General features: G+C 65.7%; 15 protein-coding genes. 6 read left to right on the top strand and 9 right to left on the bottom strand.

Annotated features, from left to right (window positions below; all coding sequences use genetic code 11):
• Nucleotides 1–33 precede the first annotated feature (33 nt).
• Nucleotides 34–1,080: a YihY/virulence factor BrkB family protein gene (locus tag ASF79_RS07755; protein WP_055853556.1), complete on the top strand. Its 1,047-nt coding sequence runs from the start codon at nt 34–36 to the stop codon at nt 1,078–1,080.
• On the opposite strand, the gene ASF79_RS07760 is transcribed toward ASF79_RS07755, so the two are convergent.
• The 4 genes from ASF79_RS07760 to ASF79_RS07775 are packed head-to-tail and all read right to left on the bottom strand — an operon-like array spanning nt 1,061 to nt 5,572.
• A complete protein-coding gene (locus ASF79_RS07760) occupies nt 1,061–2,611 on the bottom strand; it encodes an aspartate ammonia-lyase (protein ID WP_082466261.1) in 1,551 nt (516 codons plus the stop codon). The two genes, ASF79_RS07755 and ASF79_RS07760, sit on opposite strands and share 20 nt — an antisense overlap.
• A 54-nt stretch (nt 2,612–2,665) precedes the next feature.
• Complete coding sequence (locus ASF79_RS07765; protein WP_055853558.1) at nt 2,666–4,060, bottom strand: aldehyde dehydrogenase family protein; 1,395 nt, start codon at nt 4,058–4,060, stop codon at nt 2,666–2,668.
• Between the two features lie 25 nt (nt 4,061–4,085).
• Nucleotides 4,086–4,382: a hypothetical protein gene (locus tag ASF79_RS07770; protein WP_055780955.1), complete on the bottom strand. Its 297-nt coding sequence runs from the start codon at nt 4,380–4,382 to the stop codon at nt 4,086–4,088.
• A complete protein-coding gene (locus tag ASF79_RS07775) occupies nt 4,379–5,572 on the bottom strand; it encodes an inorganic phosphate transporter (RefSeq protein WP_055780952.1) in 1,194 nt (397 codons plus the stop codon). The genes ASF79_RS07770 and ASF79_RS07775 overlap by 4 nt, the downstream gene beginning before the upstream one ends.
• A 187-nt stretch (nt 5,573–5,759) precedes the next feature.
• On the opposite strand from ASF79_RS07775, the gene ASF79_RS07780 reads away from it, so the two are divergent.
• Nucleotides 5,760–6,626 carry an alpha/beta hydrolase gene (locus tag ASF79_RS07780; protein WP_055853560.1) on the top strand — a complete coding sequence of 289 codons (867 nt, stop codon included), beginning with the start codon at nt 5,760–5,762 and terminating at the stop codon, nt 6,624–6,626.
• Nucleotides 6,627–6,663: 37 nt separating this feature from the next.
• On the opposite strand, the gene ASF79_RS07785 is transcribed toward ASF79_RS07780, so the two are convergent.
• Nucleotides 6,664–7,503: an aldo/keto reductase gene (locus tag ASF79_RS07785; RefSeq protein WP_055853562.1), complete on the bottom strand. Its 840-nt coding sequence runs from the start codon at nt 7,501–7,503 to the stop codon at nt 6,664–6,666.
• A gap of 68 nt (nt 7,504–7,571) precedes the next feature.
• Here ASF79_RS07785 and ASF79_RS07790 point away from each other — a divergent pair, with 68 nt between their 5' ends.
• From ASF79_RS07790 to ASF79_RS07800, 3 genes are all read left to right on the top strand, one after another.
• Complete coding sequence (locus ASF79_RS07790; protein ID WP_082495810.1) at nt 7,572–8,996, top strand: maltokinase N-terminal cap-like domain-containing protein; 1,425 nt, start codon at nt 7,572–7,574, stop codon at nt 8,994–8,996.
• Nucleotides 8,945–11,128 (top strand): S9 family peptidase, encoded by a 2,184-nt coding sequence (locus tag ASF79_RS07795; protein WP_082495755.1) that lies wholly within the window; start codon nt 8,945–8,947, stop codon nt 11,126–11,128. The genes ASF79_RS07790 and ASF79_RS07795 overlap by 52 nt, the downstream gene beginning before the upstream one ends.
• A 100-nt stretch (nt 11,129–11,228) precedes the next feature.
• Nucleotides 11,229–12,185 carry a phosphodiesterase gene (locus ASF79_RS07800; RefSeq protein ID WP_055853566.1) on the top strand — a complete coding sequence of 319 codons (957 nt, stop codon included), beginning with the start codon at nt 11,229–11,231 and terminating at the stop codon, nt 12,183–12,185.
• A gap of 76 nt (nt 12,186–12,261) precedes the next feature.
• On the opposite strand, the gene ASF79_RS07805 is transcribed toward ASF79_RS07800, so the two are convergent.
• Nucleotides 12,262–13,884 (bottom strand): stealth family protein, encoded by a 1,623-nt coding sequence (locus ASF79_RS07805; RefSeq protein WP_055853568.1) that lies wholly within the window; start codon nt 13,882–13,884, stop codon nt 12,262–12,264.
• A gap of 94 nt (nt 13,885–13,978) precedes the next feature.
• Nucleotides 13,979–15,112 (bottom strand): magnesium and cobalt transport protein CorA, encoded by a 1,134-nt coding sequence (locus tag ASF79_RS07810; RefSeq protein WP_055780932.1) that lies wholly within the window; start codon nt 15,110–15,112, stop codon nt 13,979–13,981.
• Nucleotides 15,113–15,178: 66 nt separating this feature from the next.
• Between ASF79_RS07810 and ASF79_RS07815 the strand changes: the two genes are divergently transcribed.
• Nucleotides 15,179–16,225 (top strand): glutathione S-transferase family protein, encoded by a 1,047-nt coding sequence (locus tag ASF79_RS07815; RefSeq protein ID WP_055853570.1) that lies wholly within the window; start codon nt 15,179–15,181, stop codon nt 16,223–16,225.
• A gap of 42 nt (nt 16,226–16,267) precedes the next feature.
• Here ASF79_RS07815 and ASF79_RS07820 read toward each other — a convergent pair whose 3' ends face one another.
• Both ASF79_RS07820 and ASF79_RS07825 read right to left on the bottom strand, forming a co-directional pair.
• On the bottom strand, nt 16,268–18,388 hold the full coding sequence (locus ASF79_RS07820) for a DEAD/DEAH box helicase (RefSeq protein WP_055853572.1): 2,121 nt from the start codon (nt 18,386–18,388) through the stop codon (nt 16,268–16,270).
• A gap of 210 nt (nt 18,389–18,598) precedes the next feature.
• Complete coding sequence (locus ASF79_RS07825) at nt 18,599–18,955, bottom strand: DUF6804 family protein (protein WP_055853573.1); 357 nt, start codon at nt 18,953–18,955, stop codon at nt 18,599–18,601.
• Nucleotides 18,956–18,959 lie beyond the last annotated feature (4 nt).

Below are 18,959 nucleotides of genomic sequence, written 5' to 3' on the forward strand. Positions count from 1 at the left end.
AGCGGCTCACCGGCCAGCCTCTACTATCGAAGCATGACGAGCGCGGGTGATCCCCTTCCCACCCGCAGGCAGCTCGACCGCCGCGCAACGCGCTACGCGATTCGTCGAACGTGGCACGGGTTCATCCTGCATCGCGACATCGACGCCGCCGCGTCGATCACCTTCTTCTCCGCCCTGTCGCTCTTTCCGGCAGCGCTCGCCATCGTCTCGGGACTCGCCCTGTTCGACAGCCGTGGCGCCACCATCGAGCTCATCCTCGACGTGGTCGGGCGCCTCTCGCAGTCCGAGACCTCGACGGCCGTGCGTGCGATCTTCGACCAGCTTTCGCTCCTGCCGAACTCGGGCTGGGCCCTCCTCGTCGGCACCGTGCTCACGCTCTGGACGGTGTCGGGATTCGCCACCGCGTTCGGCCGGGCCATGAACAACGTGTACGGGGTCGAAGAAGGACGCCGACTGACGAAGAACCGCGTGCTGATGCTGGGCGTCGCCGCGGGGCTCATCGCGTGCTACCTCGTCATCGGCCTTATCGTGGCCATCACCCCGTCGGTGGCGGATGCTCTCGCCGCGTCCCTCGGCTGGCCGGAGATCATCGCCGAGCTCTGGTCGGTGCTCAAATGGATTCCCCTCGCCCTGGTCGCGATCTTCACCGTCGGATTCCTCTACTACGGAACGCCGAACCTCCATCGACCGCGCCTGCGCTGGCTCTCGGTGGGTGCCACGTTCACCGTGGCCATCTGGACCCTCGCAGCCGTCGCCTTCAGTCTCTATCTCGCGACGTTTGCGAACTACGACCGCCTGTACGGGTGGCTCGGCGTTCCGATCGCCGCGCTCATCTGGCTGTACATCTCGTCGGCGGTGCTGATGCTCGGCGTCGAAGTAGACGCCGAGTTGACCCGCGCGCGCCAGCTCCTGGCCGGGCTGCCGGCCGAGGAGGCCATCCAGATCCCATTGCGCGATACGGCACGCAACGGCATCCTGGCCCGCCGTCTGTCGGCCGATCTCGCAGAGGGACGCGAGCTGCGCCGCCTCTCGCAGATGCTGCGCGAGGCGGCGCTGAAGGCTACCGAGGCTCCTTCGTAGCCGCTTCGGCCTCGGCCTGCGCGATCACCTGGATCACATCCGTCACCGGTTCCAGCCCGCTGAGTCGGGCGGGAGAGAGCAGCTTCTGCACGCGCTCCCTGTCCATCAGCCCGGCTTCGACCACGAGGTCGGCGATGTTGCGTTTCGTGAGAAGGGCCGCATGCGCTAACGAGGATGCCGCGGAGTAGCCGATGTACGGCGTCAGCGCGGTGACGACGCCGACACTCGACGCGACCATGGCGTCGAGGCGCTCGTGATTGGCGGTGATGCCGTCTATGCAGTTGATGCGGAGGGTGCGGCACCCCTGTCTCATCCACGCCAGGCTCTGCAAGAGCGAGTGGGCGATGACCGGCTCGAAGGCGTTCAGCTGCAGCTGGCCGCCCTCCGCCGCCATGGTGACGGTCAGATCCGCGCCCGCGACAGAGAAGGCGATCTGATTGACCACCTCGGGAATGACGGGGTTCACCTTGCCGGGCATGATGCTCGAACCCGCCTGCCTCGGCGGCAGGTTGATCTCGCCGAAACCGGCCTGGGGCCCGCTGGAGAGGAGCCGGAGGTCGTTGCAGATCTTCGACAGCTTGATGGCGCTGCGCTTCAGAATGCCCGAGAGCTGCATGAAGACGCCCGCATCGCTGGTCGCTTCGATGAGATCGGCGGCGGTGATGTGCTCGTAGCCGGTGAGGGCGCTGAGGTGTGCGCGCACGGACTCGACGTACCGCGGGTCGGCGGTGATCCCCGTGCCGATGGCCGTCGCGCCGAGGTTGATCTCCCAGAGCAGCGGTACGGTCTCTTCCAGGCGATCGAGGTCTTCGGTGAGGGTCGTCGCGAAGCCGTGGAACTCCTGTCCGAGGGTCATCGGCACGGCGTCCTGCAGTTGGGTTCGCCCGACCTTGAGCACGCCGGCGAACTCTCTGCCCTTGGCAGCGAAGGAGTCGCGCATGAGTGCGTGCTCGACCAGCAACCGCTTCAGCGAGAAGCACAGGGCGAGTTTGACGGCGGTCGGGTAGGTGTCGTTCGTGCTCTGGCTGCGGTTGACATCGTCGAGTGGATGCAGCAGCTCGTAACTGCCCTTCTCCTCGCCCGCGAGCTGGAGGGCGACGTTGGCTATCACCTCGTTGGTGTTCATGTTCGTCGAGGTTCCGGCGCCGCCCTGGATCACGCCGACGACGAACTGATCGTGGTATTCGCCCTGGCGGATCGCCTCGCAGGCAGCCTCGATCATGGCGCCCTTTTCCGGGGCGAGTACTCCGATCTCGACGTTGGCTCTGGCGGCGGCCTGCTTGACGATGACGAGGGCGTCGATCAGGTCGGGATAGACGGAGATGGGCCGACGGCTGATCGGGAAGTTCTCGAGCGCTCGCGCCGTGTGCACACCCCAGAAGGCATCGAAGGGTATCTCGACGCTGCCGAGCGAATCGGTCTCGGTGCGAAAACGAGTGGCCGTCGAGGGCTTGGCCGCCGTCTCGGCCGAGGTCTGCGCGGCGAGTCTCTCGGCAGCCGTCGTGGGCGCGGTCGTCGGGGCATTCTCCATGTGAATATCAGCTCCATTGCTTGTCAAAGGGGTTCGTGGCCCCAGCAAGCCAGCCTAGCTCAGCCGGCGCAGCAGACCCCGGATGAAGGAGGCTCGCTTGGGCGTGTACGGCGGGTAGACGAGGCCCAGGGTGTCGGGTCTCAGCGGTTTCGACAGCACGGCCTTCTCGTGGCTGAACGTCTCGACGCTCCGCCTGCCGTGGTAGCTGCCCGATCCGCTCTCGCCGACTCCCCCGAATGGCAGTCCGGGAACGCTCAGGTGAGCAACGGTCACGCCGAAGCCGACCGCTCCCGACGACGTCTCGGTCAAGAGTCTGCGCCGTGCGGTCTTGTCGTTCGTGAAGGCATACAGCGCGAGCGGTTTGTCTCCCGAGCGGATGTAGGCGATGGCATCGTCGAGACCGGTGACGGTCACGATCGGGAGGATCGGACCGAAGATCTCCTGTGCCATGACGTCGTCGGTCCGATCGACGTCGGTCAGGACGGTCGGCTCGATGTAGCGCTCCGCCTCATCGGATCCCCCTCCGATGGCGGCCGTGCGCCCACTCACGAGGGCGCTCAGACGGTCGAACTGGGCGTCGGTCGCGATGCGACCGAAATCTGTCGTGCGGCGTGGATCCTCTCCGTAGAGCGAGGCGATCGCCCCTCGCAGAGCCTCGACCAGCCGACCCGCCACATCCGGCGTTGCCAGCACATAGTCGGGCGCGACGCACGTCTGACCGGCGTTCAGGAATTTTCCCCAGGCGATGCGCTTCGCCGCCGCGACGATGTCGACTGTGTCGTCGACGTACACGGGCGACTTTCCGCCGAGCTCCAGCGTGACGGGCGTGAGGTTCTTCGCAGCGGCGGCGGACACGATGCGCGCAACCCTGGCGTTGCCCGTGTAGAAGATGTGGTCGAAGCGCTCAGCCAGCAGCTCGGTCGTCTCGGCTACCCCGCCCTCGATGACGACGACCGAACGATCGTCGAGATAGCGCGGCAGAAAACGTGCGATCACGGCCGATGTGGCGGGAGCTAGTTCGCTCGGTTTGAGCACGACCGCGTTGCCGGCGGCGAGAGCGCCGACGAGCGGTGACAGGAGTAACTGGAGCGGGTAGTTCCACGGCGAGATGATGAGCACGACACCGAGAGGCTCGAGGATCACGGATGCTGACGCGGGCGCGAGCGCGAGCGGAACCGCCACGGGGCGAGGGCGAAGCCAGGACCTCAGCCTCGAGATGGTGTGCGATACCTCGGCGAGGACGACGCCGATCTCTGTCAGCTGCGACTCGGTGGGATTCTTCGCCAGGTCGTCACGAAGCGCGCGCTCCAGCTCGGGTCCGCGCTCGACGAGGAAGGCTCGGAGCCCGTCGAGCTGCTGCAGCCTCCACCGAAGCGACCGCGTGCGCCCCGAATCGAAGCCGTCTCGCACAGCCTTGACGAGCTCGGATATAGCCGGAGTTGCATCCATGGCCATGACCTTAGCCCCACCTGTCTCAGGACGCGTGGAAGAACGGCACGATCAGGTAGATGCCGAAGAGCACGGCGCCACTGCACAGCACGAAGCAGGCGATGGCCGCGACGCTCGCCCATCGAGGTCGTCCGCCCGCTCGAGCGTTCACGACGGAGACGGAGCCCGACGGTGTGGTCTCGATCGTGCCGGGCGAATCGTCGGCGTCGAGGCCGCGACCCACATTCAGCAGCCTCAGTCCGAAGGCGAAGAGGCTGACCACGACGGATGCCGACACGAGTGCCGCCGCTGCAACGATGGCGAATGCCGCCCAGTCGATCATTCCGCTGCCTGCCTCTTCTTCTTGCGGTTCTTGCGGGTGGCCTTCGGCGTGCGCACGGCACCGACGGCCGCGTCGACCTCGCTGACGACGGTTCCGCTCGTGACCTTGTCGCGCGACGAGATGACGAAGATGGCGACGATCACCGCGAGACCGAGCACCGCGTCGATCACGATGCCGACCGGGCCGATGGTGGCGAGGAGCGCCGCCGCCGCACCAACGGCAGCGGCGGCCGGAAGGGTCAGGAGCCATCCGACTCCGATTCGACCGGCGGTACGCCAGCGCACGGATGCGCCCTTGCGCCCGAGGCCCGACCCGATCACAGACCCCGATGCGACCTGAGTCGTCGACAGCGCGAAACCCAGGTGGCTCGACGCGAGGATCGTCGCCGCCGTACTCGTCTCTGCTGCGAAGCCCTGGGCCGGCTTGATGTCCGTGAGACCCGTTCCCATCGTCTTGATGATGCGCCAGCCGCCGGTGTAGGTTCCCAGCGCGATGGCGAGGGCGCACGCCGCGATGACCCAGAATTCCGGCCCGGTGCCCACGGCCTGGGCGCCCGTCGCGATCAGCGTCAGGGTGATCACTCCCATGGTCTTCTGGGCGTCGTTCGTGCCGTGCGCGAGGGCCACGAGCGACGACGAGAAGATCTGCGCATACCTGAAGTTGCCGCGGCCCAGTCCGCGACCCGTCGCAGGATCGCGGGTGATGGCGTAGGCGAGGCGCGTGGCGACGAAGGCCACGAGTCCGGCGACGATAGGCGCGACGAGGGCGGGAAGCACGACTTTCGAGACGAGGACGGTGAAGTCCACGCTTCCGATGCCGGCACCGACGATCGCCGCGCCGATCAGTCCGCCGAAGAGTGCGTGAGACGAGCTCGACGGTAGGCCGAAGAGCCACGTCACCATGTTCCAGCAGACGGCTCCGATCAGGCCGGCGAAGATCATCTCCGGCGTGATCTGGATTCCTCCGTCGCCCTCTCTGATCAGACCGCCCGAGATCGTACGCGCCACCTCGGTGCTGAGGAAAGCGCCGACCAGGTTGAGAACAGCCGCGAGTCCCACGGCCATCCGAGGCTTCAGAGCGCCCGTCGCGATCGGTGTCGCCATCGCGTTGGCGGTGTCGTGAAAACCGTTCGTGAAGTCGAAGAAGAGGGCCAGAACGATGACCAGGACAACGATGAGGGTGAGATCCACCAGCGACTCTCTCTAGAGGTGCACACACGTTCGCGCAGGGGAATTTCACCGCTTCACTTCGCGATGAGTTCACACACTATTAGGGTGTCTAGGGTTGCCCTGTTCACGGGCACCTCGATGATCGCATTCTTCGCTCCGCACGGTCAACTTCTCCGGCGGGTCCCGAGCAGATGGACTTCACCCGCCCATGCGCCGCCCGCCCGCCCTTGTCTGCGGAATTCTGCTCGCATCGCTCGCGCTCTTCGGCTGTCAGCAGTCGTCCGACCCCGCCGTCCCCGACCGCGTCGCCGCCGCATCCGGTGCGGAACCCGCTGCGCAGGCTCTCGTCGGCGGTGTGACATCGGAGATCTTCTCCAGTGCATCCGCGTCGACCGACACGCAGGTGCTGTTCATCCACGGCGGGTCGTACGTGCACGAGGCCTCGGCTCTTCACGCGCCCTTCTTCGACAAGATTCTCCGAAACGCCGACGCCACGATCACGATGCCGATCTATGCCCTCGCGCCCGAACACGGCTACCAGGTGGCGTACGCGCAGATGCTGGATGTCTACCTCGAGCTGCGTGCATCGCATCCCGATTCGCCGATCGTCCTGATGGGCGGCTCCGCCGGAGGCGGGTTTGCTCTCGGGTTCGCCCAGAGCCTCGTCGAGCAGGGCCTCCCCCAGCCCGACCGCATCGTGCTGCTCTCGCCCTGGTTGGATCTGACCCTGACGAATCCCGACATCCCCGCCGTCGACCGCAGAGATGTGCTGCTCGACCGCAAGGCGCTCATCCCGAACGGCCTGGCCTGGGCGCACGGCGACGACCCGGAAGGCTACCGGCTCAGCCCCGTCAACGGATCATTGGCCGGACTGGCCCCGACGACGGTCCTGGTCGGCACCGATGACATCCTGTATCCGGACACGCTCAGGCTCGAGGCCGAGGCGACGACCGCGGGGCTCGACTTCGAGCTCGTCACCTTCCCCGGAGCGAATCACGTCTTCGCCATGTCGTCGGGCAGCTCAGGCGACGAGGCGCGCCGCATCGTCGAGAAGCTCATCAGGCCGCGCGACTGACGGTGACTGGTCGTCGGTAGTCAGCGTTCGTCGATCGTCACTGTTCGTTGTGCGTGACGGGATCCGCTCCGAACAGTCGGCCATCGGGCCGGCCCAGGAGGGTGATGGCCTCCATTTCAGCGGAGGAGAGCTCGAAGCCGAACAGATCGAGGTTCTGCGCCTGACGCACAGGATCGGCAGACTTCGGAAGCGGCACACTGCCCAGTTGAACGTGCCAGCGAAGCACGACCTGGGCCTCTGTCACCTCGTGTGCACGCGCGGCTTCGACGATCACGGGCGACGTCAGAACGTCTGACCCCTTGCCCAGGGGACTCCACGACTCGGTGCGGATGTTGTGCACCTCGTGGAACTCGCGGAGGGCGAGCTGAGGGAAGTAGGGGTGGAGTTCGACCTGGTTCACCGTGGGCAGTACTCCTGTCTCGGACTGCAGGCGGGTGAGGTACTCCTCGGTGAAGTTCGACACGCCGATCGACCGCGCCAGTCCCTGTTCGTGCAGCTGCACCATGGCTCGCCAGCTGTCGACGTAGCGGTCGTCGCCCGGGTTCGGCCAGTGGATCAGGTACAGGTCGATTCGATCGAGTCCCAGTCTGTCGAGAGACTCCTGAAATGACGTGAGGGTGCTCTCGTAGCCGTGGGCGCGCCCGGGGAGCTTCGTCGTGACCACGATCTCGTCGCGTGGCACGTCGGAGTTTCGCACCGCTTCGCCCACCGCGTCTTCATTGCCGTAGTTCACAGCGCTGTCGATCAGTCTGTATCCCGTGGTCAGGGCCGAACTCACGGCAGACACCGCGTCAGCGCCCTTCAACGGGTAGGTTCCCAGCCCCACGGCGGGGACGGTGTTGCCATCGGCGAGGAGGTGAGTCGGTGCGTTCGTCATGCAACGAGCCTAAACCTGCGTGCGGCAACCCCCTCGGTGAGTTCATGCGCCCGGGGTAGGGTCAAAGAATGACCGCTGGTGTAGTCCGTCCTGATCTCCGTCCGAACGCTCTCCCCGGCTGGGTCGCCCGCCAGCGGTGGTATCAAAGCTCGGCAGAGAGCGCAGAGCTCGTGCTCGTCGGAGAGTGGGTCCTTGCGCCTGCACTCGATGGCACCGCCTTCGTCACCCACCTGCTTCGCGACGGCTCGGGCGCGGCATCCACGCTCTACCAGGTTCCGCTCGCCTACCGTTCGGCGCCCAGAGCAGAGGCCGCGGAGTCGACCCTCGTCGGCACGGTCGAGGGCGACGTCGACGGGTCTCCGGCGACGCTCTGGGTCTACGACGCGCCGCACGATCCGGACTACTGCGCAGCCCTCCTCGCATTCATGCTCGATGGCGGGGTGAGCGGCGAGACCCAGCGGTCGTCGGGCGCCACGGCGGCCGGCCATCGGCATCCGACGGCGTCGCATTCGACGTTCGCCCGGGCGCACGTCCTCCGCGGCGAGCAGTCGAACACGTCGATCATCTTCGACACGGTCGATGCATCGGGCGAGCCGTCGCTGCCCGTCATCTGCAAGGTGTTCCGTACGCTTCACCACGGCGAGAACCCGGACATCATCGTCCAGTCCGCGCTCGCCGAGGCCGGCTGCACGCTGGTTCCGCCGTCCGTCGGCTACGTGTCGGGTGTCTGGCGGGCTGACGCTTCGCCTGGATCGCCCGTCGACAGCGGACATCTCGCCTTCGCCCAGCGGTTCCTGCCTGGCGTGCGAGACGCGTGGCGTGTCGCCCTCGACGCGGTCGAACAGGGCGAGGATTTCAGCGACCGCGCGCGGAGCCTCGGGGCTGCAACCGCCGAGGTGCACGCAGTCCTGGCAGACATCCTGCCCACGGTGGCCGCAACAGCAGACGAGAGGGCACAGGTGGCGGCGAGCATGCGCCGACGACTCGGCGCCGCGGTCGCCGAGGTGCCGGAACTCGGGGTCTACGAATCGGCCGTCGACTCCATCATCGCGGGAGCAGAATCCGCCGAGTGGCCGAGGCTCCAGCGCATCCACGGCGACTATCACCTCGGTCAGGTCGTCGCCGTTCCCGACCGCGGGTGGGTCCTCCTCGACTTCGAGGGCGAGCCGCTCCGACCTCTGGCCGAGAGATCTCAACCGGATCTCACGCTGCGCGATGTGGCGGGCATGCTCAGGTCGTTCGACTATGTCTCGGGATCATACGAGCAGGCTCACCCGGGCGAGTCGGCTCAGAGCTGGGCATCGGCGTCACGCACCGCATTCCTCGAGGGCTACTCCGAGCGCGCCGGGGTCGACATCGAGCACTTCCGTGTTCTTCTCGACGCCTTCGAGATCGACAAGGCGCTCTATGAATCGATCTACGAGGCGCGCAACCGGCCCGCATGGCTTCCCATCCCTGTGACCGCTATCTCCCGACTGGTCGCTCTGTCGTGACGCAGCTGCCCGATGCTCCGCGGGCGGAGCGCCGTCCTACGACGCGAACGCACCACGGCGACACCGTCGTCGACGACTTCGAGTGGCTGCGAGACAAGGACGACCCCGCCGTTCGTGCCTACCTCGACGAGGAGAACGCGTTCACCCGGTCGTCGACAGAACACCTCGCAGGCCTGAGGCAGTCGATCTTCGACGAGATCAAATCCCGCACACTGGAGACCGACCTATCCGTGCCTGTGCGCCACGGACGGTACTGGTATTACTCCCGAACGGTCGAGGGTCAGCAATACGGGATCCACTGCAGGATCCCCATCGCAGACGACGAGGACTGGACCCCTCCCGACATCGCCTCGGGCGACGTCAGAGAAGAGGTCCTGCTCGATGACAACGTCGAGGCCGAGGGCACCGACTTCTACTCGCTCGGCAGCTTCGACGTCTCGACGGATGGGCGACTTCTGGCGTACTCGATCGATACCACCGGCGATGAGCGGTACACCCTCTACATCAGGGACCTCGAGACCGGACTCAATCGAGCAGACGTGGTGCCGAACACCTTCCCCGGTGCGACCTTCTCGCCCGACGCGAGCGTCGTCTTCTACCCGACCGTCGACGACGCCTGGCGCCCCGATACGATCTGGCGTCACGCGGTCGGCACCGACGCATCCGACGACCTCGTCGTCTTCACCGAACCCGACGAACGTTTCTGGGTCGGCGTGGGACTCACCCGGAGCGGACGATTCCTCGTGCTCGATATCGGTTCGAAGATCACGAGCGAGGTCCGCATTCTCGATACCCGTGATCTCGAGGGCGAGTTCATCGTCGTCTGGCCGCGGAGAGAGGGAGTGGAGTATCAGGTCGAACACGCCGTCGTAGCGGGTGAAGACCGGCTGCTCATCGTGAACAACCATGGCGCCGAAGACTTCCAGGTCATCGATGTGCCGGCCGATCGGCCCCTCGATGAGACCGCCTGGCGCACGCTCGTGCCGGCCAGCCCGGGGCGTCGCATCGAGGAGGTCGACGCATTCGCCGACCATCTCACTCTCGAATACCGCCGCGACGGCCTCACCCGGATCGCCGTGATCAGGCTCAGCGACGGATCCGAGCCGTACGGCCCCATCGAGGAGATCCCGTTCGACGAGCCCCTCTTCCAGGTCGGCACAGGCGGCAACCCCGAATGGACCCAGCAGACGGTGCGGCTGGGCTACACGTCGTTCATCACGCCCTCGACTGTCTACGACTTCTCGGTCGCAGACGGAACGATGACACTCCTGAAGCGGCAGGTCGTACAAGGCGACTACGATCCCGACGACTATAAGCAGGAGCGAATCTGGGCGACGGTAGACGACGGCGCGCGCATTCCCCTCTCCCTCGTCAGTCGCACAACCTCCGATCCGTCGGTTCCCCGTCCGACACTCCTGTATGGATACGGCTCGTATGAGGCGAGCATCGATCCGGGCTTCTCGGTTCCCCGGATCTCGCTCCTCGACCGCGGCGTCGTCTTCGCCATCGCCCATGTACGTGGCGGTGGAGAGCTGGGCCGGGCCTGGTACGAGCAGGGAAAGACGCTGACGAAGAAGAACACCTTCACCGACTTCGTCGCCGCTGCCGACGAGCTCATCGGTTCCGGCAGAACGACGCCGGGCCTCATGGTCGCCCAGGGCGGAAGCGCGGGCGGACTGCTCATGGGTGCGGTCGCGAACATCGCGCCCGATCGTTTCGCCGGCATCCTCGCGCAGGTTCCGTTCGTCGACGCTCTCACCTCGATCCTCGACCCGGATCTGCCGCTCACGGTGATCGAATGGGATGAATGGGGCGACCCGCTGCACGACGCGGAGGTGTATTCGTACATGAAGTCGTACTCACCGTACGAGAACGTGCGTGACGACATCAGCTATCCGCCGATACTCGCGGTGACCAGCCTCAACGACACACGCGTGCTGTACGTCGAGCCCGCCAAGTGGACGGCCCGGCTGAGACAGGTCGGCGCCCCGGTGCTGCTGCTGACCGAGATGACGGCCGGACACGGCGGTGTGAGCGGCCGCTATGAACGGTGGAAGGAGATAGCCCAGGAGTACGCCTGGGTGCTCGACCGCCTCGGCCTCGCGGCCGCCCCGCTCATCAAAAATACCTAGGAATCTGCGCGCCGTTTACCCGTCATTCAACGAGACATGGTTAATTAGGGGCACACGCACGGAGGTCGCCCGAGCCTCCGGCATCACACCCGAGGTTGACATGCCTGTCAGAACCGCCGAGTACCCACGCCCAGATCACTTCATCCTGCATCTGAGTGACACCCACTTCATCGGTGATGACGGTCTTCTCTACGGGGCCGTCGATGCGGAGGCCCATCTTGCGCAGCTGCTCGCCGAGCTCGAGAGCTCGAAGGCGAGGCCAGAGGCGATCGTCTTCACGGGAGATCTCGCCGACAAGGGCGATCCCCGGGCCTACGAGAAGTTGCGTGCCATGGTCGAACCCGTCGCCGCACGCCTCGGTGCCCAACTCATCTGGGTGATGGGAAACCACGACAACAGGGCGTCGTTCCGCGCGGGACTGCTCGGCCAGCTTCCCTCGATGAAGCCCGTCGACCGGGTCCACGATGTCAACGGGCTACGCGTCATCGCGCTCGACTCGAGTGTGCCCGGCTCGCACCACGGCGAGATCACGCCCGAGCAGCTCGACTGGCTCGCCGAGGAGCTCTCCTCCCCCGCTCCGCACGGCACGATCCTGGCGCTGCACCATCCGCCCGTTCCGAGCGTTCTCGACCTCGCGGTGCTCGTCGAGCTCAGAGACCAGTCGGCGTTGGCTGAAGTGCTCGAGGGCACCGACGTGCGTTCCATCCTCGCCGGGCACCTGCATTACTCCAGCACGGCCACCTTCGCCGGAATCCCCGTGTCTGTCGCCTCGGCCACGTGCTACACGCAAGACCTCAACGTGCCCGTGGGCGGAACGCGAGCACGGGACGGCGCCCAGGGATTCAACCTCGTGCATGTCTACGAGAACACGATCCTGCATACCGTCGTTCCGATCGGCACGTACAGCACGACGTCGTACACCTCCGCCGACGAGACGGCGCGCATCCTCGAACGAGAGAACGTCGTCATCCGCCCGGCCGAACCGAGAGCGATTCCTATCGACCCCGTCTTGACCGTGCCCCAGCTCCTGCCTCAGGAAGCCACGATCTCGTCCTGACCGGTCAGCCGTCAGCTCCGGTGTCGGTGCCTCCGGTTCGGGTGCGCGAGGTGCCGGTGCGTCAGGCGTCGGCGCCTCAGCTAGACGTCTTCTCCCACGGCGCTGGGATCGGGAAGTACTTCTCGAGGAAGTCGACCATCAGCTCGGCACGCTCATCGGCGGGCACCTCGGGAAAACTGCCGTCGTTGAGACAGAACAGGTCGAACTGGCGCCGACGAAGCAGAGCCGGAAGGCGGCCGAGGCCACTCTTGAGCGTGGTGTCCACATAGAGCACCTTCGCGTCTTCCTGCGTGACGGCACGGCCCTCGAGCAGAGCGTAGTAGTGGTACAGCGAGTTGGTGACCGAGATGTCCGACTTAGAACGGAATCGGCTGGCCGCTGTGCGCCGGAACTCCTCGGGAAAGTCCGACTCGAGGAGTTCGATGACGCTTTTTCGCAGCGGAGCTGGCGTGTGCTCGAGGTGGCGCGTGATGACGTGACCGAACTTCTTCAGAAGCAGGTCGCGGTTCACCCTGGCCGAGTTCTCGAATCCGCTGCGGCTGGGATCGCTAAAGCCCAGACCGATGCGCGTCGTGGCCTCGATGAACTTGGTCACGCCGCCGGAGGAGAAGAACATCGACGGCGGAACGGGGCGACCGAAGAACATGTCGTCGTTCGAGTAGAGGAAGTGCTCGCTGAGGCCCGGGATGTTGTGCAATTGGCTCTCGACGGCCTGCGAGTTGTGCGTGGGCAGCACCGACGAGTCGGCGAAGAACTGTTCGCTTCGCATCAGCTGCACTCGGGGGTGCTCGTCGAGCCAGGCGGGACGCGGCGAATCGGTAGCGATGAAGATGTTTCGCACCCATGGTGCGAAGAGGTACACCGACCTGAGGGCGTACTTCAACTCGTCGACCTGGCGGTAGCGGGCGTCGGCCTCGTCTCCCTCGCCGACGACGACGCCCTCCATGCGAGCGGCTCGGGCCTTCTGGTATTCGATGTCGTTGCCGTCGACCCACGAGAAGACCAGGTCGATATCGAAAGTGACATCGGTGGCATGCGGTTCGAACATGCCCTGGAAGGTGTCCCAGCTGCGGCCGTACAGCTCGACCGTCGCAGGAATGGCCTCGACCAGTGGTAGCTCGCGTCGGGTGAGCGAGTTCTCGACCGGACACACGTAGTGGTCGCCCTCGATACTCCAGAACTGCAATTCGATACCGGTCGAAGACCCGTAGCTGAGACCGCCCAGGGGCTCGAGCCTCGGCCGGAACAACCGGAAGATCATCGCTGAGCGCTTCTCTGACAGCAGGCCGTCGCCGAGCAGGACGGGGGGTCGTCGTCGACCACCGACCGTACGCGAATAGAACGGCTCGTCGGCGCAGCCGACGGCGAGAGCTTTCTCGACCCGTCGGCGCAAGGGTGCGTCGACCACGAGCACAGGGCGTTCGTCGTTGCCGCGCACGAGAACGAAATCGATGCCACCCGCGATGAACGCGTCGCGAATGAAGAGCAGATCCTCGACGAGGGCCTGGTGCGGCGTCAGCGAGGTGTTGATGAGGGTCGCGAGACCCTTCTTGACGATGACGTCGGGCCGACCATGTACCTCGGGCCACGAGCGAGGTGCGCCATGAACACCCGTAGCTGCTGTGAAGAGCTCTTCGGGGGTGAAAGCCTCGACACCTTCGTCGATGTCGATGTTGTGAGTGGCAGAGCTTCCGGACAAGTAGATATCAAGCCTTTCCGAGCAGTACGGGGAGGCCCCAGTTTTCGCTTCAGTTATTATATCGCGCGACCGCGACTTCGGACGCTCTGCGTTGCTAGAGCCAGCCCCGGCGCCGGAACATGACGTAGAGGCCTGTCATGGCGACCAGCATCACGCCGATGGCGACGGGGTACCCGTATTGCCAGTGCAGTTCGGGCATGGCATCGAAGTTCATACCGTAGATGCCCGCGATCACCGTCGGCGCGAAGAAGATAGCGGCCCAGGCGGAGATCTTCTTCACCTCCTCGTTCTGGCGGTTGCTCGCCTCGGCGAGCACTTTCATGTCTTCGTTCTGGCGCTGGGCAACGAGGGTCGCGTTGACGGCGAGGATCTCTCGGAGCGTGCCGCGGAATCCCTCGATGCGGTCGTTCACGACCGCGGTGTGGTCGGCCACGTCACGCAGCGCGCGGCGCAGCTCGAGGTTGGTCTCGAACGCGTCGAAGCCTGCACGGAGGGTCTCGAGCATGCCGACCAGCGGCAGGGTGGCACGCTGGAAATCGAGCACCTCCTGCGAGAGCTCGTAGATGCGCCTCGATACTTCGGCGTCACCGGCGAAGACCTGTGCCTCGATCTCGTCGATATCGTTCTCGAGGCCGGACACGACGGGCAGGTACTGGTCGACGACAGCGTCGAGGATGCCGTAGAGCACCGCCACGGGCCCGAGCGCGAGGAGCTCGGGTTCGGCCTCCATGCGCTGGCGCACGACCGCGAGGTCGGGCGACTCGCTGTGTCGCACCGACACGACGAAGTTGGGCCCGACGAAGAGATGCAGTTCGCCGAAGTCGACCTCTTCTCGCTCATCGGAGTAGTTGGCCGCTCTGAGCACCACGAAGAGGGTGTCGCCGTAGCGCTCGAGCTTGGGGCGCTGATGCGCGCCGATCGCGTCCTCGACGGCGAGGGGGTGCAGGTCGAATTCCTTCTGGATCGCGGCCAGCTCCGCCTCGTTCGGTCGGTAGAGGCCGATCCACGCCATCGAGTCGGTGAAACGGGCGCAGCCCGACAGCGTGTCCTCGAGGCTGGTCGGAGAGAGAACCCGACGACCGTCGGCGTAGACGGCGTTGTCGACCGTGCTGCTGTGCCGGGCCGAGGGAGCGATCTCGACCGTAGCGACCGACGGTGTGTGAGGGTGCGCGCCAGGACGCAGCGACGACATCGCCCGGAGGGCCTGGGACACGCTGGGCTTCTTCATCGTCACCTCTTCTGGACGCGCCCGGGATTTGGGCGGTTAACCTTGACACATGGATGTGAACGAGACATGAACGACGACCTGAGCACCGCCGGCTCCTACGTGACAGCCGGCTCCGAATTCACCCGAGACACCAATTACATCGATGATCGCATCACGGCGTTCACGACGGAATCGGGCCGCGACGCCGAGGGCCGTCTGCTGTGGCCGGTCGAGTCCGACCGCTACAGGCTGATCGTGGCCCGCGGCTGCCCCTGGGCCAATCGCGCCGTCATCTCGCGCAGACTCCTCGGTCTCGAGAACGCCATCTCTCTCGGCATCGCGGGCCCCGTGCACGACAAGCGCAGCTGGAGTTTCGATCTCGATCCCGACGGTCTCGACCCCGTGCTGCGGATCCCCCGTCTGCAGGATGCGTTCCTGGCTCGTTTTCCCGACTACCCGCGCGGCATCACCGTTCCCGCGCTCGTCGAGGTCTCGAGCGGCCAGGTCGTCACGAACGACTACCCGCAGATCACCATCGATTTCGCCCTGGAGTGGACTGCCTTTCATCGTGAGGGCGCACCGCAGCTCTACCCGGAGCACCTCAGAGCCGAGATCGACGAGATCAACTCGGTGGTCTTCTCCGACGTGAACAACGGCGTCTACCGCTGCGGTTTCGCCGGGTCGCAGAAATCGTACGAGCGCGCGTATCGCACGCTCTTCGACCGGCTCGACTGGCTCACCGAGCGACTGAGCACGAGACGGTACCTCGTGGGCGACACGATCACCGAGGCCGACATCCGGCTGTTCACCACGCTCGTGCGCTTCGACGCCGTGTACCACGGGCACTTCAAGACGAACCGGCAGAAGCTCACCGAGATGCCCGTCCTCTGGGCTTACGCGCGCGACCTGTTCCAGACGCCCGGGTTCGGCGACACCATCGATTTCGAGCAGATCAAACAGCACTACTACATCGTGCACACCGATCTGAATCCCACCCAGATCGTGCCGGTGGGTCCGGATGCGACGGGCTGGCTCGAACCGTCAGGTCGCGAGATCCTGGGCGGGCGTCCATTCGGTGACGGTACGCCGCCGCCTCCCCCGCCAGCGGCAGAGAGAGTGCCCGAGCTGGTCTGATCCGCACGTACCCAGAGAATCGAGCAGGCGCGGACCGTCGACCTAGGCGTCCAGCGCCTGCTCGAGAAGGTGCACGAGAGCATCCAACTGAACGCTGTCCCCCGACGACACCTCTTCGTCGCTGCCGTCGAGTGCACGGGCCGCGAGGCCCTGTTTGCTGTCGATGAGCTCGGCGATCTTCGCGTCGATCGTCTGCGCGGCCACGATCCGCCAGGCCGTCACCGGTTCCTCCTGGCCGATGCGGTGCACGCGGTCGATCGCCTGCGTCTGCTCGGCAGCCGTCCATGACAATTCGGCGAGCACCACGTTTGATGCGGCCTGGAGATTGAGCCCGACTCCGGCGGCGGTCAGCGAACAGACAGCGACGGACACCGCAGGATCGTTGTTGAACGCATCGATCTCCTTCTGCCGGTGCAGCGCAGACTGATCGCCGCGGATGGAGACCGTCTGCAACCCGGCCTTCGCGAAGGCCTCCTCCGCCTGGTCCATGACGTCGATGTGCTTGGCGAAGAACACGACCTTGCCCACCGATCGGGCGAGCTGGGCCGTGTAGTCGGCTGCGAGCGACGCTTTGGCCTGACCGATGAGGCGAACCATGGTGAAGACGTTGTCTCCGCTTCCGCCCTGTGCCTTCGACTCCTCGACCTCCTGACGTGCGACCGCGCGCATCAGGTTCTCTGTCGAGACCTCGGCATCCGGATCGGACTTCGTGCGGGCGGCGAGCAGCCGCGTGTAGCGCGTGACGAGCCGGCGACCCAACTCGGCCTCCGCCTCGCGGATCGAGCGCCCCAGATCGTCGTCGAGCTCGACGGGAAGGTCGACGATCCTCTTGGCCGGCAGGTCGGCGGCCACGTCGAGTTTGCGGCGACGCACGATTCCCATGTCGATGACCGCCTCGCGTGCCTCGGAGAAGAATCCGAAGTCGGCGGGAGTGAGCCCGGTCTCCTCGAGCTTCTCCATGAGCTCCGGCGTGGGCTTGGTTCCGTCGATCCACCCCAGGAGCTGCCAGATGGCACGGAAGTCGTCGATGTCATTGATCAGCGGCGTTCCCGTGAGAGCCATCATCAGAGGGCTTCCTCCCGGCGCCTGCGACCGGATGCGCTCGGCCAGGGCGAGCACGTGCTTCGACCGCTGCGACGACAGGTTCTTGATGAAGTGCGCCTCGTCGACCACCATGCCGCGGAACCCGAGTGTGCTCAGCCAGGCCAGGTGCCTGTCGAGCACCTCGTAGTTCACGATCACGACATCGGCGAAGGCGTCGAGACCCGCTCCGTCGCCGTGGATGACCGTTGCACGACGGTGGGGAGTCCACAGTTCTACCTCACGTGCCCAGTTCATCTTCACGACGTTCGGCACGACCGCGAGCAGCGGGTAGGCGTCCGCGACGGATGCGGCGAGCAGAGATTGGGCCGTCTTTCCGAGACCGGGTTCGTCGGCGAGGAGGAAGGAACGGTGGCCCTGGGCCACGCTCGCCACGAATCGGGCCTGGTGACGCATGAGTTCTTGCCCGGGGGGCGAGAGCCTGTCGATCCGGGGTGCCTCGGGAAGGTCCATGCTCGCGACCTGTCCGCCCGCACCGTATTCGAAGGCGCGGAAGAGGGGTCCGAGCAGCTCCCAGTTCGAGAGCCTGCCGTGCGACGAGTGCTTCTGTGTCGAGGCGGAAGAGAAATCGGGGGCGAGGAACGGGTTGGCCAGCTGGCGTGCCTTGACCGACTGCGGAATGACCTGCCGCTCAGCGAGCTCGGGAGGAAGCATGGTGGTCTGCTTGGGAGCTTCGACGACCTCCTCGGGTACGTCGATACCGGCTTCTTCGAGGTACTGGCGCCGCAGCTTCTGTGCGACGGGCGAGATGGGCGCGTCGTTCTCGAGGAGCGTGATCAGCGACGTGTCGCGCGCCGCCGTCTTGGCGAGAATCGATCCGATACCGTCGAGGCGTTTGATCTGCTCCGCGCGGTCGGCGTCGGAGAGTTCGGGGTTGTTGCGAACCGAGATGCGTTCCTCCCTCGCCAGTAGGGCCACGACGAGGAACTTGGTGCGGTTCGACGGCGCCACCTTTCCGCGCTGCGCAGCCGCTTCGACCTCGCGCACCTTGCGCGCGAGGATCGGGATGAGGCCGGTGTTGTCGACGCTCTTGGATGATCGGCGTCCGCCGGATCGAGACATGCTCCTCCTGTGGAGTGTGGGCCCCGCCGTCCGTGCTCCCTCTGTGGACGACGATGCCGAATAACGATCCCTGGCCGGGATCGGTGCGGTCGTGCGGACCGGGAGTAGGCGTCGAGCAACATGACATTGTCACGGTCGACGGGGAGAGCGAAGCGGCCCGGCCTGCAGACAGTCTACGTCACCGCGCGCCGCGCACGCGCCGAGGTCGACTCAACGGCGGGTGGTCGGCCTCTCGGGCGTCTGGGGCACTTTGATCAAGAGACCGGCGGCAACAAAAACCACCGCAGCCGCGAGGTGCAGGATCTGCCAGACGAACAGCTCGAGCTCGAGCGGCACGATCGGGTTCCAGAGAACGACGATGGCGGCCAGGGCAGGCAGCCACCACCACTGCTTGGCCTGGAAGGCGAAGACACCGATGATGGCGGCGAGAATGCTGATCGCGTATCGGAAGATCGTGAACCATTCGCTGTCTATCAGGGCGACTCCTGCGAGCAGCAGGATGGCCGCGAGGAGTCCGGGCGCGAGCGCGAGACGGGCGAAAGAGGGGTTCGGATAGCGCTGCGACATCGTG

The sequence above is a fragment of the Agreia sp. Leaf335 genome, assembly GCF_001423605.1.
GTDB lineage: Bacteria > Actinomycetota > Actinomycetes > Actinomycetales > Microbacteriaceae > Agreia.

What these genes read in the sequence shown, in the direction of transcription:
- ASF79_RS07755 (WP_055853556.1), top strand. Translation starts at nt 34, where the DNA reads ATGACGAGCGCGGGTGATCCCCTTCCCACCCGCAGGCAGCTCGACCGC.
- ASF79_RS07760 (WP_082466261.1), bottom strand. Translation starts at nt 2,611, where the DNA reads ATGGAGAATGCCCCGACGACCGCGCCCACGACGGCTGCCGAGAGACTC.
- ASF79_RS07765 (WP_055853558.1), bottom strand. Translation starts at nt 4,060, where the DNA reads ATGGATGCAACTCCGGCTATATCCGAGCTCGTCAAGGCTGTGCGAGAC.
- ASF79_RS07770 (WP_055780955.1), bottom strand. Translation starts at nt 4,382, where the DNA reads ATGATCGACTGGGCGGCATTCGCCATCGTTGCAGCGGCGGCACTCGTG.
- ASF79_RS07780 (WP_055853560.1), top strand. Translation starts at nt 5,760, where the DNA reads ATGCGCCGCCCGCCCGCCCTTGTCTGCGGAATTCTGCTCGCATCGCTC.
- ASF79_RS07785 (WP_055853562.1), bottom strand. Translation starts at nt 7,503, where the DNA reads ATGACGAACGCACCGACTCACCTCCTCGCCGATGGCAACACCGTCCCC.
- ASF79_RS07790 (WP_082495810.1), top strand. Translation starts at nt 7,572, where the DNA reads ATGACCGCTGGTGTAGTCCGTCCTGATCTCCGTCCGAACGCTCTCCCC.
- ASF79_RS07795 (WP_082495755.1), top strand. Translation starts at nt 8,945, where the DNA reads ATGGCTTCCCATCCCTGTGACCGCTATCTCCCGACTGGTCGCTCTGTC.
- ASF79_RS07800 (WP_055853566.1), top strand. Translation starts at nt 11,229, where the DNA reads ATGCCTGTCAGAACCGCCGAGTACCCACGCCCAGATCACTTCATCCTG.
- ASF79_RS07810 (WP_055780932.1), bottom strand. Translation starts at nt 15,112, where the DNA reads ATGAAGAAGCCCAGCGTGTCCCAGGCCCTCCGGGCGATGTCGTCGCTG.
- ASF79_RS07815 (WP_055853570.1), top strand. Translation starts at nt 15,179, where the DNA reads ATGAACGACGACCTGAGCACCGCCGGCTCCTACGTGACAGCCGGCTCC.
- ASF79_RS07820 (WP_055853572.1), bottom strand. Translation starts at nt 18,388, where the DNA reads ATGTCTCGATCCGGCGGACGCCGATCATCCAAGAGCGTCGACAACACC.
- ASF79_RS07825 (WP_055853573.1), bottom strand. Translation starts at nt 18,955, where the DNA reads ATGTCGCAGCGCTATCCGAACCCCTCTTTCGCCCGTCTCGCGCTCGCG.